This is a genomic window from Salipiger sp. PrR007 (assembly GCF_010499845.1).
GTDB classification, from domain to species: domain Bacteria; phylum Pseudomonadota; class Alphaproteobacteria; order Rhodobacterales; family Rhodobacteraceae; genus Salipiger; species Salipiger pacificus_A.
Window position 1 is genome coordinate 99,324 of the sequence record NZ_JAAGOZ010000019.1, and the last position, 17,000, is coordinate 116,323.

At 64.3% G+C, this 17,000-nt stretch carries 15 protein-coding genes; 10 read left to right on the forward strand and 5 right to left on the reverse strand.

The features are described 5' to 3' along the window. Positions 1-11: 11 nt before the first annotated feature. From G0Q01_RS09505 to G0Q01_RS09515, 3 genes are all read right to left on the reverse strand, one after another. Positions 12-1,541: a sugar ABC transporter ATP-binding protein gene (locus G0Q01_RS09505; RefSeq protein WP_164192639.1), complete on the reverse strand. Its 1,530-nt coding sequence runs from the start codon at positions 1,539-1,541 to the stop codon at positions 12-14. A gap of 54 nt (positions 1,542-1,595) precedes the next feature. Next, a complete protein-coding gene (locus G0Q01_RS09510) occupies positions 1,596-2,615 on the reverse strand; it encodes a substrate-binding domain-containing protein (protein ID WP_164213309.1) in 1,020 nt (339 codons plus the stop codon). A gap of 914 nt (positions 2,616-3,529) precedes the next feature. Next, entirely contained in the window at positions 3,530-4,132 is a 603-nt protein-coding gene (locus G0Q01_RS09515; protein ID WP_370526702.1) for a TRAP transporter large permease subunit, read from the reverse strand. A gap of 652 nt (positions 4,133-4,784) precedes the next feature. Here G0Q01_RS09515 and G0Q01_RS09520 point away from each other — a divergent pair. The 4 genes from G0Q01_RS09520 to hisD are packed head-to-tail and all read left to right on the forward strand — an operon-like array spanning position 4,785 to position 8,242. Continuing rightward, positions 4,785-5,573, forward strand: coding sequence for an SDR family NAD(P)-dependent oxidoreductase (locus G0Q01_RS09520; protein ID WP_164192646.1), 789 nt, complete (start codon positions 4,785-4,787; stop codon positions 5,571-5,573). Continuing rightward, positions 5,570-6,256, forward strand: coding sequence for an alpha/beta fold hydrolase (locus G0Q01_RS09525; protein ID WP_164192649.1), 687 nt, complete (start codon positions 5,570-5,572; stop codon positions 6,254-6,256). Before G0Q01_RS09520 ends, G0Q01_RS09525 begins: the two co-directional genes overlap by 4 nt. Then, the gene (locus G0Q01_RS09530) at positions 6,244-6,942 is read left to right on the forward strand and encodes an RraA family protein (RefSeq protein ID WP_164192653.1); all 699 of its coding nucleotides are present in this window, start codon (positions 6,244-6,246) and stop codon (positions 6,940-6,942) included. Before G0Q01_RS09525 ends, G0Q01_RS09530 begins: the two co-directional genes overlap by 13 nt. 10 nt (positions 6,943-6,952) lie before the next feature. Next, entirely contained in the window at positions 6,953-8,242 is a 1,290-nt protein-coding gene (gene hisD, locus G0Q01_RS09535; protein WP_164192657.1) for a histidinol dehydrogenase, read from the forward strand. 60 nt (positions 8,243-8,302) lie between these two features. Here hisD and G0Q01_RS09540 read toward each other — a convergent pair whose 3' ends face one another. Together G0Q01_RS09540 and G0Q01_RS09545 are read right to left on the reverse strand one after the other, a co-directional pair. Further along, positions 8,303-9,661 (reverse strand): amidase, encoded by a 1,359-nt coding sequence (locus G0Q01_RS09540; RefSeq protein WP_164213310.1) that lies wholly within the window; start codon positions 9,659-9,661, stop codon positions 8,303-8,305. Then, the gene (locus G0Q01_RS09545) at positions 9,654-9,806 is read right to left on the reverse strand and encodes a hypothetical protein (RefSeq protein WP_164192663.1); all 153 of its coding nucleotides are present in this window, start codon (positions 9,804-9,806) and stop codon (positions 9,654-9,656) included. The genes G0Q01_RS09540 and G0Q01_RS09545 overlap by 8 nt, the downstream gene beginning before the upstream one ends. A 221-nt stretch (positions 9,807-10,027) precedes the next feature. Here G0Q01_RS09545 and G0Q01_RS09550 point away from each other — a divergent pair, with 221 nt between their 5' ends. The 6 genes from G0Q01_RS09550 to G0Q01_RS09575 all read left to right on the forward strand — a co-directional run bounded on the left by G0Q01_RS09550 (position 10,028) and on the right by G0Q01_RS09575 (position 16,622). Next, positions 10,028-11,212 carry an ester cyclase gene (locus tag G0Q01_RS09550; protein WP_164213311.1) on the forward strand — a complete coding sequence of 395 codons (1,185 nt, stop codon included), beginning with the start codon at positions 10,028-10,030 and terminating at the stop codon, positions 11,210-11,212. An 81-nt stretch (positions 11,213-11,293) separates the two neighbouring features. Then, the gene (locus tag G0Q01_RS09555) at positions 11,294-12,523 is read left to right on the forward strand and encodes an ABC transporter substrate-binding protein (protein WP_164192667.1); all 1,230 of its coding nucleotides are present in this window, start codon (positions 11,294-11,296) and stop codon (positions 12,521-12,523) included. A gap of 55 nt (positions 12,524-12,578) precedes the next feature. Continuing rightward, positions 12,579-13,610 (forward strand): carbohydrate ABC transporter permease, encoded by a 1,032-nt coding sequence (locus tag G0Q01_RS09560; RefSeq protein ID WP_164192670.1) that lies wholly within the window; start codon positions 12,579-12,581, stop codon positions 13,608-13,610. Further along, positions 13,610-14,488 carry a carbohydrate ABC transporter permease gene (locus tag G0Q01_RS09565; protein ID WP_164192673.1) on the forward strand — a complete coding sequence of 293 codons (879 nt, stop codon included), beginning with the start codon at positions 13,610-13,612 and terminating at the stop codon, positions 14,486-14,488. Before G0Q01_RS09560 ends, G0Q01_RS09565 begins: the two co-directional genes overlap by 1 nt. Before the next feature lie 3 nt (positions 14,489-14,491). After that, a complete protein-coding gene (locus tag G0Q01_RS09570) occupies positions 14,492-15,550 on the forward strand; it encodes an ABC transporter ATP-binding protein (protein ID WP_164192676.1) in 1,059 nt (352 codons plus the stop codon). A 67-nt stretch (positions 15,551-15,617) separates the two neighbouring features. Beyond that, positions 15,618-16,622: a LacI family DNA-binding transcriptional regulator gene (locus G0Q01_RS09575; RefSeq protein WP_164192679.1), complete on the forward strand. Its 1,005-nt coding sequence runs from the start codon at positions 15,618-15,620 to the stop codon at positions 16,620-16,622. The last annotated feature ends 378 nt before the right edge of the window (positions 16,623-17,000 follow it).

A 17,000-nucleotide genomic window follows, 5' to 3' on the forward strand; every position in this document is an offset into this window, starting at 1 on the left:
ATCGGTCTTCCTCAGGCATTCAGTGTCGGTTGCGGGGCGGTCTCGAGGCCCGAGGCCAGGCGCATGATGTTTTCTTCGGTCATCGCGTCCCCGGCTACTTCGCCAGCGATGCGGCCCTCGCGCACCACCAGCACGCGGTCGCATAGCCCAATCAGCTCGGGCAGCTCGGAGGAAATCACCACGGTTCCGACGCCTTCGCAGGCCAGTTCCCTCAGGATCCGGTGAATCTCGGACTTGGCACCGACATCCACGCCGCGGGTCGGCTCATCGAGGAAGATCAGCCGGGGATTGACCGAGAGCATCTTCGCAATTGCCACTTTCTGCTGGTTGCCCCCTGACAGGGAAGACACCGGGTCCGAAAGCCGCCCGAACTTGAGGTTGAGTTTCGCTCCCAGACTTCGGGCCAATTCCATTTCCCTTTCCGTCTCGATCAGTCCCGTCGCGGTGGAGACACGACCAAGATCCAGTGCCGAGACATTCTCCGCAATGGAGCGTTCCAGGAACAGGCCATCGCCCTTTCGGTCTTCGGAAAGATAGACGAGGCCAGCCGCGATGCTGTCGCCGTAGTGGCGCAGATCCAGCGTTTTTCCATCGAGCAGCACCTCGCCCGAAGCGTCGCCCTCTAGTCGGCAGATGCCCTTGACGATTTCGCTTCGCCCCGAGCCGATCAGACCCGCGATGCCGAGGATTTCTCCGCTGCGCAGCGCGAAGGACACGTTCCTGAACCGAGTTTTCTCGGTCAAATCCCTGACTTCGAAAATCACCTTGTCCGTCCGCGTTTCCGCTGCCTGCTTGGGTGGATAGAGCGTACCGATCTCCCTGCCGACCATCGCGTTGACCACGCCCGAGGGCGTGATCCCGGAAATCGGCGCGGTGGTGATGTACTGACCGTCCCGAAAGACGGAGACGCGGTCGCAATTGTCAAAGATCTCGACCATCCGATGCGAGATGTAGATGATCGAGATGCCCTGCGCCGACAGTCTGTGCATGATCTCGAAAAGGGTCTGCGCCTCGCGGTCTGTCAGCGCGGCGGTCGGCTCGTCGAGGATCAGGACCTTGCAATCGAGCGTCAGCGCCTTGGCGATCTCGACCAGCTGCTGATGCGATATCGGCAGGTCCCGAACGATCGCGCCCGGATCGATATCGCACAGCTTCCCCAGCACGGCGCGGGCTTTCTGCTTGAGCGCACCCACATCCATGAGAAGGCGGCGGCTCCGGTTTGTGACCGCCATGAACATGTTCTCGGCCACCGAAATATCGGGGCAGAGGGCGATCTCCTGATGCACCAGCCCGATCCCCAGCTGCTGCGCGGCGCTTGGGGATGCGATGCGGACCGGCTCACCTTCCCAGAGGATCTCGCCGCCGTCGGGCTGGAGGATGCCGTCGATGATGTTCATCAGCGTGGACTTTCCCGCGCCGTTCTCGCCGGCGAGCGCGTGGATCTCGCCGCGGCGCAGCTCGAAATTGACGCCCCTCAGCGCGCGCACCGGGCCGAAGGACTTGCTGACATTGGAGATTTTCAGGATCACGTCGTCGTGCATGAGAGGGCCTCGGAAAAGGGCGGTGAGGCGGGCCCGAACAGCCCGCCGCCTGGGTCACGCCGGGTCGCGGCCCTGCATGTAGGTGTTCAGATCGAAGCTGTCGGCATTGTCCTTCGTGATCACGGCAAATCCGTTGTCGATAAAGGGGATCTGCACCGGGTTGTAACCCGAGGTCCGGTAGTCGTTGAACGGATCGAAGACTTCGGAATGCGCCGCCATGAAGGTCGCCATGAACCCCATGAACCCCTGCATGCCCTGGTTCGGGTTCAGCGCCATGTGGATGTTGCCGGCCTTGATGTGCTCGAGCGTGGCCGGGGTGATATCCGCATGCATGACCAGCACGTCCGACTTGGCTTCGAGGATCGCCGCGACCGCGCCCTCCGCTGAGCCCGCCTCGGGGATCCAAATCGCGCCCAGCTCGGGATTGGCCTGTAGGATCGAAGCGGTCGCACGATAGGCGGCGGTGCTGTCCTGATTGGTGGCCTGGCGACCGACCAGTTCCATGTCGGGATAATGTTGCTGCATGTAGTCGATCAGGGCGGTCACCCGGAGGTCATGGTTGGACTGACCCGGATTCTCCAGAACCGCGTATTCGCCCGTCTCGCCGATCTGCTTGACGATTTCCTCGGCAGCAAATTTCGCCTCGGCCAGGTTGTCGGAGGTGATATAGGCGCTGCGGTCGGATTTCGGAGAATCCGCCGCAAAGGTCACCACCTGCGTGCCATCTGAGATGGCGCGGTTGATCGGCTCGATGAACGGATCCGATTGCATCGGATGCACCAGGATACCCGCGGGCTGCTTCACCATGTCCTGCTCGAAAGAGGCGATCTGCTTGGTGATGTCGTAGTCGGGTGTGCCAGAGAATACCGTTTCGCAGCCGAAGGCATCGGCAGCCTGCTTGAAGCCCTGGTAGACCGGCACCCAATAGGGGTGGCCGGACACCATGACGTTCATGATATAGGTCTCGCCCGGAGCGCAGTGCAGACCCTCCTGGGCCATCGCCGGGCTCGCGGTTGCAAGCGATAGGGCAGTGAGTGCCGGGGCCAGAGCCACGGCAATAGCGGATTGTCTCATGTTGTCCTCCCAAATGACCCTGGCAGACGCCAGGGGTTTCGGTGCGTGAGCACTTGCCTCCCCGCAAGTAATTTCACGACCCGCAATTTCTTGCGTAAGGGGACGATAGAGATGGCTTCCGGCCTTGGTCAACGCCGCGTGAAATTTTTCTTGTTTGGTGCAAATTATTTCAAGGGGCAAGCGAGGGGCGGGACGTCTCCAGCGCAAAAGACAGCTTTCGGCGCATGACACGGTGTCTCTGCCAGATGCCGTCCCTTCGAAACGATCCCCGGCGCAGAGGCCCTCGGCCCGCCGGCAGGCACTTTCATCGCTACTCTTTTTCAAAATTTGTCCCTACCCGCTTCGCGCCCCATCAGTTCTTCGCAAGGGTGTTAGAGCCCGAACAACGCAAAGCGTCGCGGGGGTCAACGCTGCTGCACAGGCCATTGGTGGGCTTCGGCGCTGCGGTTGCCGCCCCGCGCTTGCGTCAGCCCATCTCCATTGGGTGCATGACGCTCGATCGTGGGTCGGTATCGTGGCCGAAGGGAGCAAGCACCCTCCCATCGGTGTTCGGCGGCACTCGACCAGAACGAGACGCGCCAGAGAGCGAAGGGAGCCGTCAAGTCGCGGTACAGGCGAAGTTTCCGCCTTTGCAGGGTCGCCCGAACCGCCCGCGGATATCTGGGATATTCACAGACCGGGGTGCTGCGCGGTCCACTGGGACCATGGGGAAATCACCCATGCCATTGCGCCGCTTGTGGTGCCTTGCGTCTCGGTGGTTGTCCTGCGCACCCCGGCACCGGGCCGGGCCTGAAGCAGTGTCGGTCCGGGCTGGGGCGGGGGTCCGCCCAGGAGGCATCGGGTGAGCGGGGCAACGGCGTGCGGCCGGGGGAGGGGCCGCGGCCGGACCGCAGCGGGACCGTGGCCCTGCGCGCTCAGCCGATCAGCGACCACAACCCCAGCGTGAGCGCGGGAATGGCGCACACCAGTCCCAGCACGACGATGATCGCCGCGACGAAGGGCGTCAGCTCGCGGAACACCGCCGCGGCCGGGGTCCTGCTGATCTGCGCGGTGATGAACACGAGGATGCCCACGGGCGGCGTCACGCCACCAAGCTGAAGGTTGATGATCATGATGATCCCGACCTGCACCGGATCGAAGCCCGCGGCGGTCAGCAGCGGCAGGAACAGCGGTGCGGCGATCAGGCTGGCCGGGGTCAGATCGAGGAACGTGCCCGCCACGAAGAGCGTCAGCACGACCACGAGAATCAGCGCCGCCGGCCCGAGCGCATAGTCCTGGGTCAATCCGACGAGCTGTTGCGGCATGCCGTCGGCGATCAGGATCCAGGCAAAGGGCACCGAGGCCGCGATCAGGAAGCCGATCAGCGCGCTGTCGACGCAGCATTCGGCAAGCGACCGGCCGAGATGGCGCCAGCTGTATTCGCGGAACACGAACTTGCCCAGCACGAAAGCCCAGACCAGCGCGATCACGCCCGCCTCTGTCGCCGCGGCAATGCCGAAGCGGATGCAGGACAGCACGAAGGCCGAGGCCGCGATGACCGAGCATTTCGAAACCGCGATCTCGGTGCTGATCCGCGCAGGGGTGACGTGACGCGGAGCCAGATTTTGGTGACACAGGGCAATCGCAGTATGGGGGCGCCTAGATCGGAGTGCCTTCGGTCGGCAAGGTTCCGTCGGCGCGATTTCACTTTGTTCAACTTTGTATCGGGCAGGCGCACTGAGGCGCATGCGGCAAATAGCAGAGACGCGCCACTTGGTCGGTAAACCATAATTATTTTTACATATTTTGGCCTTATCCGCGCGATGAACCGCACGTGCGTATCGCCGCGCCGGCACATTTTCCTGGGGGAACGTGTGTTGCGGAGGTTGTTCAGGACTCCAAAGCTGGGTCAGCGCTTCACTCCCTAGACGAGAGATTTCTCTGAGGTGTCGGCAGCGAGAGCGGTGGTGGCGGGGCTGACTGTTCGAACCCGAGACGAAACCGCCTAGCGCGATGATGAGGTAGGTTCTCAGGAACTGATCCAGGGTGCGTTCGCCCGACAAGACAAAATGCATAAGTATGCAAAAATTGCTTGCGCCGCACCCTCGCTCCCGATACCGGTATTGCAAACGTGTGCAACGGACATGGGGCTGTCACAAGGGCTCGGGTCCCTGTTTCGATGGAGTATTGATGCAAGCCAGCGTCTCGACCCGTCCTGGTGCAAGCCTTCCCCGGACCCCATCCTTCCGTCTTGAGGGTCGGCAAGCCCTCGTGACCGGGGCCTCTTCGGGAATCGGGCTGGGCTGTGCGGTCGCCCTGGCGGAGGCAGGCGCCGAGGTTACCTGCGTCGCCCGCCGAGCGGCGCCGCTGGCGGCGGCGCTGTCCGCCCTGCATGCCGAGGGTTGGTACGCCCGCGCGCTATCCTGCGACATCGCGGATCTCGAGGCGCAGGAGACGCTCTTCGACCGTGATTATGACGTGGTGGTGAATGCGGCTGGACTAGCGCGCCACGGTCCCGCGATCGACACTACCCCCGCTGACTTCGATGCTGTGCTAGGGGTCAACCTGCGCGCGGCCTACTTTCTCAGCCAGCGTGCTGCGCGGGGCATGAGCGCGCGGGGCAGGGGGGGCAGCATCGTGCATGTCTCTTCGCAGATGGGTCATGTCGGCGGGCCCGACCGCGCGGTCTATTGCGCCTCCAAGCATGCGCTCGAAGGCATGGTGAAGGCTATGGCGCTGGAGTTCGGCCCGGCGCAGATCAGGATCAACACCCTGTGCCCGACCTTCGTGCGCACGCCGCTGACCGAGGCAACCTTCGCCGATCCCGACCGGCGCCGCTGGTTGATGGAGAAGATCGCCCTCGGCCGGGTTGGAGAGGTGGAGGACGTGATGGGCGCGGTGCTCTACCTTGCCTGCGACGCATCGCGGCTGGTGACGGGAACCGCATTGATGGTCGACGGCGGATGGACCGCGCCATGAGCCTGCCGCTTGTCCTCCTGCCTGGCATGATGTGCGACGCGCGTGTGTTCGCGCCGCAGATCGCCGCGCTCTCGGCGGGCCGGAGCATCCTGTGCGCGGACCTTTATAATGGGGACAGCATGGGCGCGCTGGCGGCGGGTGTCCTGGCCGAGGCGCCGCCGCACTTTGCCCTTGCCGGCCTGTCGATGGGGGGCATCCTTGCGATGGAGATTCTGCGACAGGCCCCAGATCGGGTGTCCCGTCTTGCCCTTCTCGACACCAATCCACTGGCCGAGGCGCCGGAGGTTCGGGACGGGCGCGCCACGCAGATCGCGCGCGCCGAGCGCGGCGAGCTTTCGGCGATGATGGCAGACACCTTCATTCCGCGTTACCTGGCGGCTCCTGACCCGGACATCGAGGCCATTTGCCTGGCCATGGCGGCGGATCTTGGGCCGGATGTGTTTGTCCACCAGAGCTGCGCCCTGCGCGACCGCCCCGACCAATGCGAGACCTTGCGTGGCTATACTGGTCGCGCACTCATCCTCTGCGGCGCCGAAGACCAGCTCTGCCCGGTCACGCGCCACACACTGCTTCACTCCCTGATGCCTCATGCCGCGTACCGTGTGGTCGACGGCGCGGGGCACCTGCCCACACTCGAAAGTCCCATGACCGTCACGGAGGCGCTGTGCCAATGGCTGAGCTGACCCACGTCATCGCGCTGCTGCGCAGCGTCGACACGCCCACTGTCTGCAATGCCATCGAGGTGATCGACGGCAAGCGCGGCTTCGATGCCTTCACCCGAGGCACGCTCTGCGCCAGCGATCCCACCGGGGTGATCGTCGGGCGGGCGCGCACCGCAAGGATCCGTGCTCTGGCGCCGTCCACCGAGGCGCCTGAAACCGTGCGGGCCCGCCGCATGGACTACTATCGCCACATGGCGGACGGTGCGGGACCGCGTCTGGCCGTGGTCGAGGATCTCGACGGCGAGGCGGCCATTGGCGCCTTCTGGGGGGAGCTCAACACCGCCGTGCATCAAGGCTTCGGCCTTGCCGGCGCGCTGACCAATGGCGTGATGCGCGACCTCGGAGATCTTGCGCCCGGCTTTCCTGTGCTCGCCGGGTCGATCGGCCCATCGCATGGTTTTGTGCATGTGACCGATCTCGCCTGTCCAGTGACGGTCTTCGGCATGACCGTGCGCCCGGACGACTGGATCCACGCCGACCGGCACGGCGCGCTGGTTATCCCCGAGACCCATCTTGCCGAGCTGCCGGCGGCCATCGGCAAAATGCAGGCGACCGAAGCGATCGTGCTCGATGCCGCCCGCGCGCCGGGGTTCGATTTCACCAAGTTCGAGGCCGCCTGGGCGGCCTTCGAGAACGCACGCACCTGAAGAGGACACCATGACCCGTCTGCCCATTCCCGAGAGCATCCGTTTCATCAAGACGCCGGCGCGCGACGCCGTGGCCGACAACCGCCCCGTCGAGGAGCTCGTCGCCGAGATCCTCGGCCGCGTGAAGGCCGAGGGCGATGCTGCGGTCCGCGACTACTCGGCACGCTTCGACAAGGTCGAGTTGGAAAGCTTTGAGGTCACCTCCGCGCAACGTGAGGCAGCCTTGGCCAACCTCGATCCGCAGACCCGCGCCGACACCGAGTTCGCCATCGCCAATGTGCAGGCCTTCGCCGAGGCACAACTCGCGTCGCTGTCCGAGGTCGAGGTCGAGGTGCGCCCTGGGGTCCATCTCGGGCATCGCAACATCCCGCTCGAACGTGTGGGCTGCTACGTTCCCGGGGGGCGCTACCCGCTGCTCTCGGCGCCGATCATGACCATCGTGCCCGCCAAGGTCGCCGGCTGCGAAGAGGTCATCGCCTGCCTGCCGCCCAACGCGCACGAGGCGATGATCGCCGGCTGCCACCTGTCGGGCGCGGACCGCATCTTCCGCATCGGCGGCGCGCAGGCCATCGCGGCCATGGCGCTCGGCACCGAGACGGTCCCGGCTGTCGACAAGATCGTCGGACCGGGCAATGCGTTCGTCAACGAGGCGAAGCGCCAGGTCTTTGGCCCCGTGGGCATCGACCAGCTGGCTGGCCCGTCGGAGATCTTCATCCTCGCGGATCATACCGGTGACGCCGAAATGCTCGCGACCGATCTGCTGGCGCAGGCCGAGCATGATACCCGCACCCGAGTCGGGCTGATCACCACCGATGCGGCGCTGGCCGAGGCGGTGCTGAAAGAGGTGGACGCCCAGCTCGCCACGCTGTCGACGGCCGAGACCGCGGGGCAGGCTTGGCGCGACTACGGCGAGATCGCGCTTTGCCCGGACGAGGCGACGATGATCGCCTATTCCGACATCGTGGCTGCCGAGCACCTTCAGGTGCACACCGAGGACGCGCACGGCCTTTCGAAACGGCTGCGTCACTACGGCTCGCTGTTCATCGGTACCAATTCCTCGGTGGTCTACAGCGACAAGTGCTCGGGCACCAACCACACCCTGCCGACGATGGGTGCAGGCCGCTACACCGGCGGGCTCTGGGTCGGCACCTATATCAAGACCGTGACGCACCAGTGGCTGACCGAGGAGGGCGTGAGGCAGGTGGCGCCGCCCGCCGCACGCCAAGCGGCTTCGGAAACGCTGGAGGGCCATCGCCGCGCGGCGCAGCTGCGACTCGACCGGATGAAAGTCGAGGCCTGATCGGCCCAACCAGCCAGTAAAACACCTTTGATCGGGGCCCTTGCGGGCCCCGATGCGGTTTCAGACGGCTGCTCCCGGGCACGTGATCGGCGGACACAGCATGTTCGGACCCGCCTGCTCGTAGGCATGACCGATCCGGCACAGCGTCGCCTCGTCGCCATGGCGCCCGATCAGCTGAAGTCCGAGTGGCAGACCGGCGTCGGACAGTGCGCAGGGCACCGAAAGTGCCGGGTGACCGGACATGTTGAACGGCAACGTGCGCATCGCCGTCCAGACCGGCCCGTCCTCGAAATCGGCGAACCTCGGGGCAGGCCCCAGCGTCGTCGGCGCCAGCAGCGCCGCATAGGTGCCAAGCAGCTCGGTCACCTGCGCACCGAACCGAGCCGCTGCCCGCCGGGCCGCCGCGACATGCGCCTCAGACAAAATCGCTCCCGTGACGAGGTTGCGCCGCGCGTCGACTCCATAACGCGGCCAATGGTCCGCGAGGGCGGCGCGGTGCACCTCCCAGGCCTCGGCCTGCAGGATCACGCTGCCGGCCTCTTCAAGGGGTTGGTAGTCGGGCAGGTCGATGAGCTCGATCCTCGCACCGAGCATCGACAGCGTTGCGGCGGCATCATCCATGGCCCGCAGGAGCGCTGGATCGCAGGCCGGGTCGGCGACAAACCAGTCCCGCGCATAGCCGATCCTCAGCCCTTCGATGTCCTGGCCGAGGGCGCGCGCCGCCTTGCTGTCCGGCACCAGCGCCTCCATCACCAGAGCCGCGTCCTCGACGCAGGCGGCCAAGGGGCCGATCACGTCCAGCGCGGGCGAAAGCGGGAAACACCCAGCATCCGGCACGCTGCTGAGCGTTGGTTTCAGCCCGACGATGCCGCAATAGGCTGCCGGGGCCCGGATGCTGCCGCCAGTGTCGGTGCCGAGCGCGACACGCAGCAAGCCGCCCGCGACCGCCGCGGCCGATCCGGAGGACGAGCCGCCGGTGATATGGGCCGTGTTCCAGGGGTTGCGCGCGGGCGGGTTCGGCTGGTCCCAGGCGGGGCCCGTGAGGGCGTATTCATAGGTGGCGAGCTTAGCGAGCGGCGTCATACCCGCGCGGCGCAGGCGGGCAACGGCGGCGGCGTCTCTTTGGGCCAGCTTGTCTTGCGCATACGATCCGCAGCGGGTGGGAGCCTGCGCCACGTCTAGGATGTCCTTCACCCCGAGCGCCAGTCCCGCCAGGGTTGGGCGGTCTTCAAGCGGAGTATCATCCCAGCGTTGCGCCTCATCCATTGCCCGGGCATCGAGGTGGACCACGGCGTGAAGCTTGGGGTCGCGTCTGGAGATCCTGTCGAGCACCGTCTGCATAAGCTCCTTCGCGGAGGTCTCGCGCCTGGTCAAGGCCGCCGCCTGTGCGCGCAGGGGCAGGTCGATCAGCTCAGACATCGGTCTGCTCCAGCAGTCGATTCGCCGCCCTTAGCAGGCGGACCGCGGAGGGAAGCGCCGCAGCGAGATCGGATTCGGGCAGGTCGATCCCCTGTTTGCGCAGGGTCTCGCGGAAAGTCTCAGGGGTTGGTTCGGCCGGCGTCATCCCGCATCTCCATGTCTGGTTTCTCCCTGTTTGCATAAGTATTCAATCTTGTCGGGGCAAGAGCGCCCGCGTGCCCGGGGGCCAGCAAGGGCGCGCGGTCCTAGAATTTTGCATAAGTATTCACTTTGCCATTGAACGCGGCGTCAAACTGGGCCACTTTCTGTTGAATACCTATGCAAGCGCGGCTCTGACGCCGCACCACAGACTTCAGGATTGGATCGATGGCAACTCAGGATGACACCGCAACCATGCCCAAGACGGCGAAACCCGCGGCAAAACGCGACGACGCGCCCCATGATGGCAAGGTGATGAACATCGAGCGCGCCGATTTTACCGATCTGGTGCCCGAGGGGCGCGCGCCAGTACAGGGCATGGACGGGTTCGACCCATGCTACTCGGACATCGTCGATTACATCGTGCGCTGCACCCACAAGATTTGGGACGAGCGCGACGTCGGGCTGATCTACACCCATTACACCCACAACATCGTGCTCTACCTGCCCACCGGCACCATCTACAACCGCGAGGACGTGGTGCGCGACACCATCCAGCGGCTGGTGAGCCTGCCCGAGCGGCGCGGCATGGCGACTCATGTGGTCTGGAACGGCAACGACAAGGATGGCTTCTATACCTCGCATCTGGTGACCGGCTCGGGGCGCTATTCGCAGAACGGACACTACGGGCCGGCCAACGGTCGCCCCTTCGTGAGCCGCACGGTGGCCGACTGCATGATCCACCGGAACAAGATCTATCGCGAATGGGTCGTTTCCGACCAGATGGCCATCGTGAAACAGCTCGGCCTCGACGAGCAGGCCTATGCCGAGAAGCTTGCCGCCGCGAAGTTCGCACAGGGACTGAAGCAACTCGACATCGGCGAGACCGGCTTGCTCATGGGCCAGTACCCCCCTGCCGAGCATGCTGATCTTTCCATCGCGAACAACGATCTGGAGCGCCACACGCTGAGCTGGCTGCACGAGGTGTTCAACAAGAAGATGTTCGGCAAGATCCGCGAGGTCTACGCACCGACGGTCATGTATCATGGCCCGTTGATGAAGGAACTCTACGGCACCACCTCGGTCAGCCACCAAGCCATCGGTCTGGTCGGGGCGTTCCCCGACGCCGCCTTCGCGCCGCAGCACATCTGCTCCACGCCCTGCAACGAGGGCGGCACCAAGGTCGCGGTGCGCTGGGTGATGGAAGGGCACCACCTCGGCTTCGGCGGTCTCGACAGCCTCGGCGATCCGACCGGCAAGCGGGTTCAGGTGATGGGCATGAGCCACTACCACTACAAGGACGGCAAGATCGTCGACGAATGGACCGTTTTCGACGAGCTGTCGCTGCTGGTGCAGATCAAACTTGCGCAGATGGCCGACGCTCCCTCGGCTTCGGATGCGCTGGACAAGTGATGCAGGGGCGGGGATCACCCGCCCATGGCCAGCCCGACCGGCGGAGCACACGCCGGCGGGCCCCAACATGGAGGAATTCCTATGAAACGACTGACCACCACGGCGTTGGCCTTCTTGATGGGAGCGGGCGTGGCGCACGCCGGCTGCGGCATCGAGAGTGGAACCGTCCGCATTCTGGCCAATGATTTCGACTCGCTCGGGATCGTCCTGGACGAGGCGAAGACCTGTGCGGGCGAGGGCGTAAAGGTCGAGGTGAACATGACCACCGAGCACAAGGCGCTCCAGGTGCCGGCGCTTACAGTGAGCCCGGCGCAATACAGCGTCGCGCTGGTCTCGAACAATTCGATCGTCCCGCTTCTCAACAAGAACCTGATCCGTCCTCTCGACGAGCTTGTTGCAAAATACGGCGAAAGCCTGCAGCCGAACCAGCTGATCAAAATCGACGGAAAAACCATGGCGGTCGCCTTCATGGGCAACGGCCAGCATCTGTTCATCCGCGACGACGTGCTGGAAGAGGCCGGTCTCGAACAGCCGACCAGCTGGGAAGGCATCCTCGAGGCGGCAAAGGTGATCCGCGAGAAGGGGATCATGCAGTACCCTCTCGCAGCTTCAGACCAGGCCGGCTGGTACCTCGCGGCGGAGTTCGTGAACATGTATCTCGGCATGGGCGGCGAGTTCTTCGAGCCCGGCAGCGCCGAGCCGGCGATCAGCGGCGAGGCTGGCATTAAGACGCTGGAGATGATGAAGGCGCTGACAGAATACATGCAGCCCGAGTACATGACCGTCACCTCGGACGAGATGAAGGCGATGTATCTGTCGGGCGAAGTCGCGATCATGAACCAGTGGGGATCGATGGTGAACGGGCACATCGACCCCGACGGCCCGGCGCCCGAGATCGGTGCAGCGACCATCCTTGCGCCCGCCCCGACGGTGGGCGGTGGCTCGATCCCGGCGGCGGCGCTGTGGTGGGACGGCTTCACGATCGCCAAGAACATCAGTGACGCCGACGCAGAGGCATCCTTCATAGCGATGATCCACGGCATTCGGCCGGAGATCGCGCAGGAGAACCCGTCGGCGGCCACTTGGCTGATGAAAGATTTTGATGCCCCCGAAACCGCAAGGGGTGTGCTGGGGAATGCCGCCGCCGGCGCCAAGGGCTATCCGACATCGCCTTACATGGGGCTGCTGCACACGGCCCTTGGGGCCGAGCTGGTGGATTTCATGCAGGGCAAGGAAGGCGCCGAGCAGGCTCTGGCTGATGTCGAGGCTGCCTATCGCACCGCCGCTAAGGAAGCCGGCTTCCTCAACTGACACTAGACCAGACTCCCGGCCAAGGGGCCGGGGGTCATCCAAGAAGGAGACGGCCATGCGCCACCGCGATTTTGCCGCCTTCATTCTCCCCTCGGCCCTGGCCATGATCCTGTTCATCGCGCTCCCGATCGTTTCGGTCGCGGTTCAGTCGCTCTTTGTCGAGCACGAGCAGGTGCTGATCTCGGTTGAGAACTGCGGCCCCTTTGGCTGCCTGACGGAGACGAAGGTCGATGCCGATGCCACCGCCGCGCTCAAGGCGGCGGAACCGCTTGGACGTTTCAACGGGTTCGGCACCTATCTCAACCGTGCGCACCTCGCGGTGACCGAGTTGAGCGAGATCCTATCCGACAATGATGGGCTCGGGGATGTGGTGAGCCGGATCTACAATCTGCCTTTCTACAAAGCGCTGAGCTTCACGCTGGTCTACACCTTCCTGGTGACGCCGCTGTCGATGATCTTGGGATTCGCGGTGGCACTGGGGGTCAACACCATCCCGCGCTTCTTCAGGGGGCCGGTGATCTTCCTGTCGCTGTTGCCCTATATCGTCACGCCGCTGCTCGGCTCGCTGATCCTCTTTTGGATGATCAATTCCGATGGGGTCATCGGCGCCTCGCTGCAATGGCTGTTCGACGATCCCGAGCTGAGCCTCAAGGCGAGCCCGGCGCTGACCTGGGTGACCCTGATCGTCTACGGGACCTGGCACATGATCCCCTTTGCCTTCGTGGTTTTCTACGCTGGGCTGCAGACGCTGCCGAAGGACACCCTGGAAAGCGCTATGATCGATGGCGCCAATCGCTGGGAGCGCATCCGTTACGTGGTCATGCCGCACCTGACGCCGCTGGCGACCTTCGTCGGGCTGGTGCTGCTGATGGACAACTTCCGTGTGTTCGAGCCGATCATCGGCTTCTCCTCGGAGGCAAACGCGACGTCGCTCTCGTGGTCGATCTACAATGATCTGAGCGGGCAGAGCGACCAACTCTTCGGCTCTGCCGCGGCGACCTCGATCCTGACCATGGTTGGCGTAATCGTTCTTCTGATGCCGGTGCTCATCCGCACCTGGCGCGACTTCAACCGGAAGGCCCGCTGATGACCACAAAGATCGGCTATTCCCGCCCGCTCGCGATCACCACGACGCTGATCCTCCTCGCCTGGCTCGTCCTTGCCGCCTTTCCGTTCTTCTGGACGGTCTGGGGCTCGTTCAAGGTGCAGGCTGACTTCTTTTCGCGCGAGTCCTTCTGGAACGCCATCTCCGGCCCGGCGACGCAGAGACAGACCGGCGGTGCCTACACCTTGGGCGGTTATGAGGGCGCATGGATTGAGCGCGAGTTCTATCATTCGGTCTGGAACACGGTGATCGTCACGATCTGCGTGACCTCGATCTCGCTGCTCTTCGGCACGCTCGGCGGATACGCACTATCGCGCTCGACGCGCAACTACACCTTCTGGATCCTGATTGCGGCGCTGATATTCCGCGCCATGCCGCATATCACGCTGGTCTCGGGCTACCTGCTGCCCTTCTTCGAGCTCAACATCTGGGGCTATCTTCCGACGGCGATCATCGTACTGGTGGCGATCAACCAGCCTTTTACCATCTGGATGCTGCACAGCTTCTTCAAGTCGATCCCCAAGGACCTCGATGAGAGCGCCATGGTCGATGGATGCACCCGCTTCCAGGCGTTCCGCCTGGCGATCATGCCGGTCATGTGGCCGGGTGTGATCACCACCGGCCTGTTCAGCTTCCTGCTGGCCTACAACGACTTCGCGGTGACCGGCATGCTGCTCAACCAGGACAACCAGACAATGATCCCCAAGATCAACTCCTTCCTCGGGACGGTGCAGACCGAGGGCACGATCATGTACGCGGTTGCCGCAACTGTTTCGGCCACCGTTCCTCTCTTCATCCTCGTGATGTTCTTCCAACGCCAGATCGTCAGCGGTCTCACCGCCGGCGCCGTCAAGGGGTAACTCATGGCCGACATCCTTCTGAAAAACGTCACCAAGCGGTGGGGCAGCGTGGTCGGGGTCGACAAGTTCGACCTGCACATCGCCGACCAGGAGTTCCTCGTCCTGCTCGGGCCATCGGGCTGCGGCAAATCCACGACCATGCGGATGATCGCCGGGCTCGAGGACATCAGCGGTGGCGAGATTGTCATCGGTGGCCGTGTGGTCAACGATCTCGAGCCGAAGGACCGTGACATCTCGATGGTGTTCCAGTCTTACGGGCTCTATCCGAACCTCACGGTCTACGAGAACATCCGCTTCCCGCTGAAGGTCCGCAAGGTGCCGAAGGCCGAGCATCACGAGCGCGTCATGAAGGCTGCCGAAATGGTCGACCTGACCGAGCTGCTGGACCGGCGTCCCGCCGAACTGTCGGGCGGGCAGCGGCAGCGCGTGGCGCTGGGGCGCGCCATCGTGCGCGAACCCACGGTGTTCCTGATGGACGAGCCGCTCTCGAACCTTGATGCCAAGCTGCGGGTCAGCACCCGCGCCGAAATCAAGAACCTGCAGCACAGGTTGAAGACAACCACCATCTACGTCACCCATGACCAGATCGAGGCGATGACCCTCGCCGACAGGGTGGTGGTTATGAACCGTGGCGTCGTGCAGCAGGTCGCCACCCCGACCGAAATCTACGACAACCCGGCCAATACGTTCGTCGCCAGCTTCATCGGCTCGCCCGCGATGAACCTCGTGGAGGGCACGATCTCGAACGGTGTCTTCGAGGCCGAGAACATCCGGCTCGCGGGGCTGCCGACCGGGCCGTCGGGCCGGGTGATCCTTGGGTTCCGCGCCGAGGATGTGACCCTCGTCCCGCAGAACGGCGACATCACCGCGCCGCTCTACGCGCTTGAGCTTCTGGGCGAGGCGTCGATGGCCGCGGTGCGGGTCGGCAAGGACCTGGTGAACCTCAAGGCGGCCAAGGATTTCCGGGCCTCGATCGGCGAGGTCGTCGCCGCGAAGATTCCGGCGGAAACCTGTCATCTGTTCGATATCGAGACCGGGCAGAGCCTTACGCGGCGGCTCTGAGGTTGCAGGGGTGACAGCGCCCCGGGCCGCGGGTAGACGGATCAATGCGCAGCGAGAGGAACGGCATGTGACTGGAAAGAATGTGACTTCGGTGGATGTCGCCCGCAGGGCCGGTGTCAGCCAGTCCGCCGTGTCCCGGTTCTACACCCCCGGAGCGTCGGTCTCGAAGAAGATGGCCGAGAAGATCCGGGTCGCCGCCGAAGAGCTGGGCTATCGGCCCAACGTGCTGGCGCGGGCGATGATCACCGGCAAGAGCCGGATCATTGGTCTGGTGGTCTATCACTTCGAGAGCCAGTTCTACCCCGAGGCCGTCGAGAAGCTGTCGATCGCGCTGCAAGAGAACGGCTACCACGTGCTGCTGTTCATGGCGTCGAAGACCGTCGGTGATGTCGGACCGGTCGTTCAGACGATCATGGACTACCGCGTCGACGGGGTGATCATGGTTTCGGTCTCGCTGTCCTCGACTCTTGCCGAGCGACTGCGCGAGCGTGACATCCCGGTCATGCTGTTCAACCGCGACCAGCCGGGCGATCAGCTCCGCGCGGTCACCTCGGACAATATCGCTGGTGGCCGGGTCGCGGCCGAGATGCTGCTCCGTGGCAATCCCAGGCGCATCGCGCATCTCGCCGGTTTCGAAGGCTCGTCGACCCAGCAGCAGCGCGAGGAAGGGTTTCTTGCGGCGCTGTCCGAGGCAGGGCACAGTCTGCATTCCCGCGCGGTAGGCAACTACCACTATGCGGATGCTGCGGATGCGACGCGCGAGCTCTTCGACGTTCCCGAGCCGCCCGACGCGCTTTTTGTCGCCGATGATCACATGGCGTTCGCCGCGCTCGACGTGATCCGTATCGAGCTCGGCCTGCGCGTGCCCGAAGACGTCGCGGTCGTCGGCTTCGACGACTCGCAGCAGGCCGCCTGGCCCTCGTTCAACCTGTCGACCGTACGCCAGCGGCTGAACTCGATGGTCTCGACGGCCGTCGACGAGTTGATCGCCGCAATCGAAGGCGACGATGCTCCGATCCGAAAGCTGCGGATTGAGCCGCTCCCGGTCTACCGAGGCACCACGCGAACCTGATCCTGCGGCGGGGCCCTGCGTGCATCGAGCGAGCAGTCGGGAAAAAAATTTCGCACCGTCATGCACACGATTGCAAAATGGACTTGTGCAGTCAGTAAACACTTGTTAGGCGTTGTTGCAATCGAGTGCATTTTACCTTGACGATGGCGCAATCACCCTTGTTGCGCCCCCGCGCGAGGCGCTCAGGGCATCCCCCACGGTACCGCGATGCCCGTCATCAATATCCCGTGGCTCTCCACCTGCGCGCCGCGGATCTACCTCGACCACGGCGGCCGACCCCGCCACGACAAAGGACCCGTTCATGACCATCGAATACCTCAAGCGCGGAAAATCCGATGATGACCGCCGGCAGGACGACGCCAAGACCCGGGCGATCGT

Coding starts and splice junctions, on each gene's coding strand:
- G0Q01_RS09505 (WP_164192639.1), bottom strand. CDS start 1,541: ATGCACGACGACGTGATCCTGAAAATCTCCAATGTCAGCAAGTCCTTC.
- G0Q01_RS09510 (WP_164213309.1), bottom strand. CDS start 2,615: ATGAGACAATCCGCTATTGCCGTGGCTCTGGCCCCGGCACTCACTGCC.
- G0Q01_RS09520 (WP_164192646.1), top strand. CDS start 4,785: ATGCAAGCCAGCGTCTCGACCCGTCCTGGTGCAAGCCTTCCCCGGACC.
- G0Q01_RS09525 (WP_164192649.1), top strand. CDS start 5,570: ATGAGCCTGCCGCTTGTCCTCCTGCCTGGCATGATGTGCGACGCGCGT.
- G0Q01_RS09530 (WP_164192653.1), top strand. CDS start 6,244: ATGGCTGAGCTGACCCACGTCATCGCGCTGCTGCGCAGCGTCGACACG.
- hisD (WP_164192657.1), top strand. CDS start 6,953: ATGACCCGTCTGCCCATTCCCGAGAGCATCCGTTTCATCAAGACGCCG.
- G0Q01_RS09540 (WP_164213310.1), bottom strand. CDS start 9,661: ATGTCTGAGCTGATCGACCTGCCCCTGCGCGCACAGGCGGCGGCCTTG.
- G0Q01_RS09545 (WP_164192663.1), bottom strand. CDS start 9,806: ATGACGCCGGCCGAACCAACCCCTGAGACTTTCCGCGAGACCCTGCGC.
- G0Q01_RS09550 (WP_164213311.1), top strand. CDS start 10,028: ATGGCAACTCAGGATGACACCGCAACCATGCCCAAGACGGCGAAACCC.
- G0Q01_RS09555 (WP_164192667.1), top strand. CDS start 11,294: ATGAAACGACTGACCACCACGGCGTTGGCCTTCTTGATGGGAGCGGGC.
- G0Q01_RS09560 (WP_164192670.1), top strand. CDS start 12,579: ATGCGCCACCGCGATTTTGCCGCCTTCATTCTCCCCTCGGCCCTGGCC.
- G0Q01_RS09565 (WP_164192673.1), top strand. CDS start 13,610: ATGACCACAAAGATCGGCTATTCCCGCCCGCTCGCGATCACCACGACG.
- G0Q01_RS09570 (WP_164192676.1), top strand. CDS start 14,492: ATGGCCGACATCCTTCTGAAAAACGTCACCAAGCGGTGGGGCAGCGTG.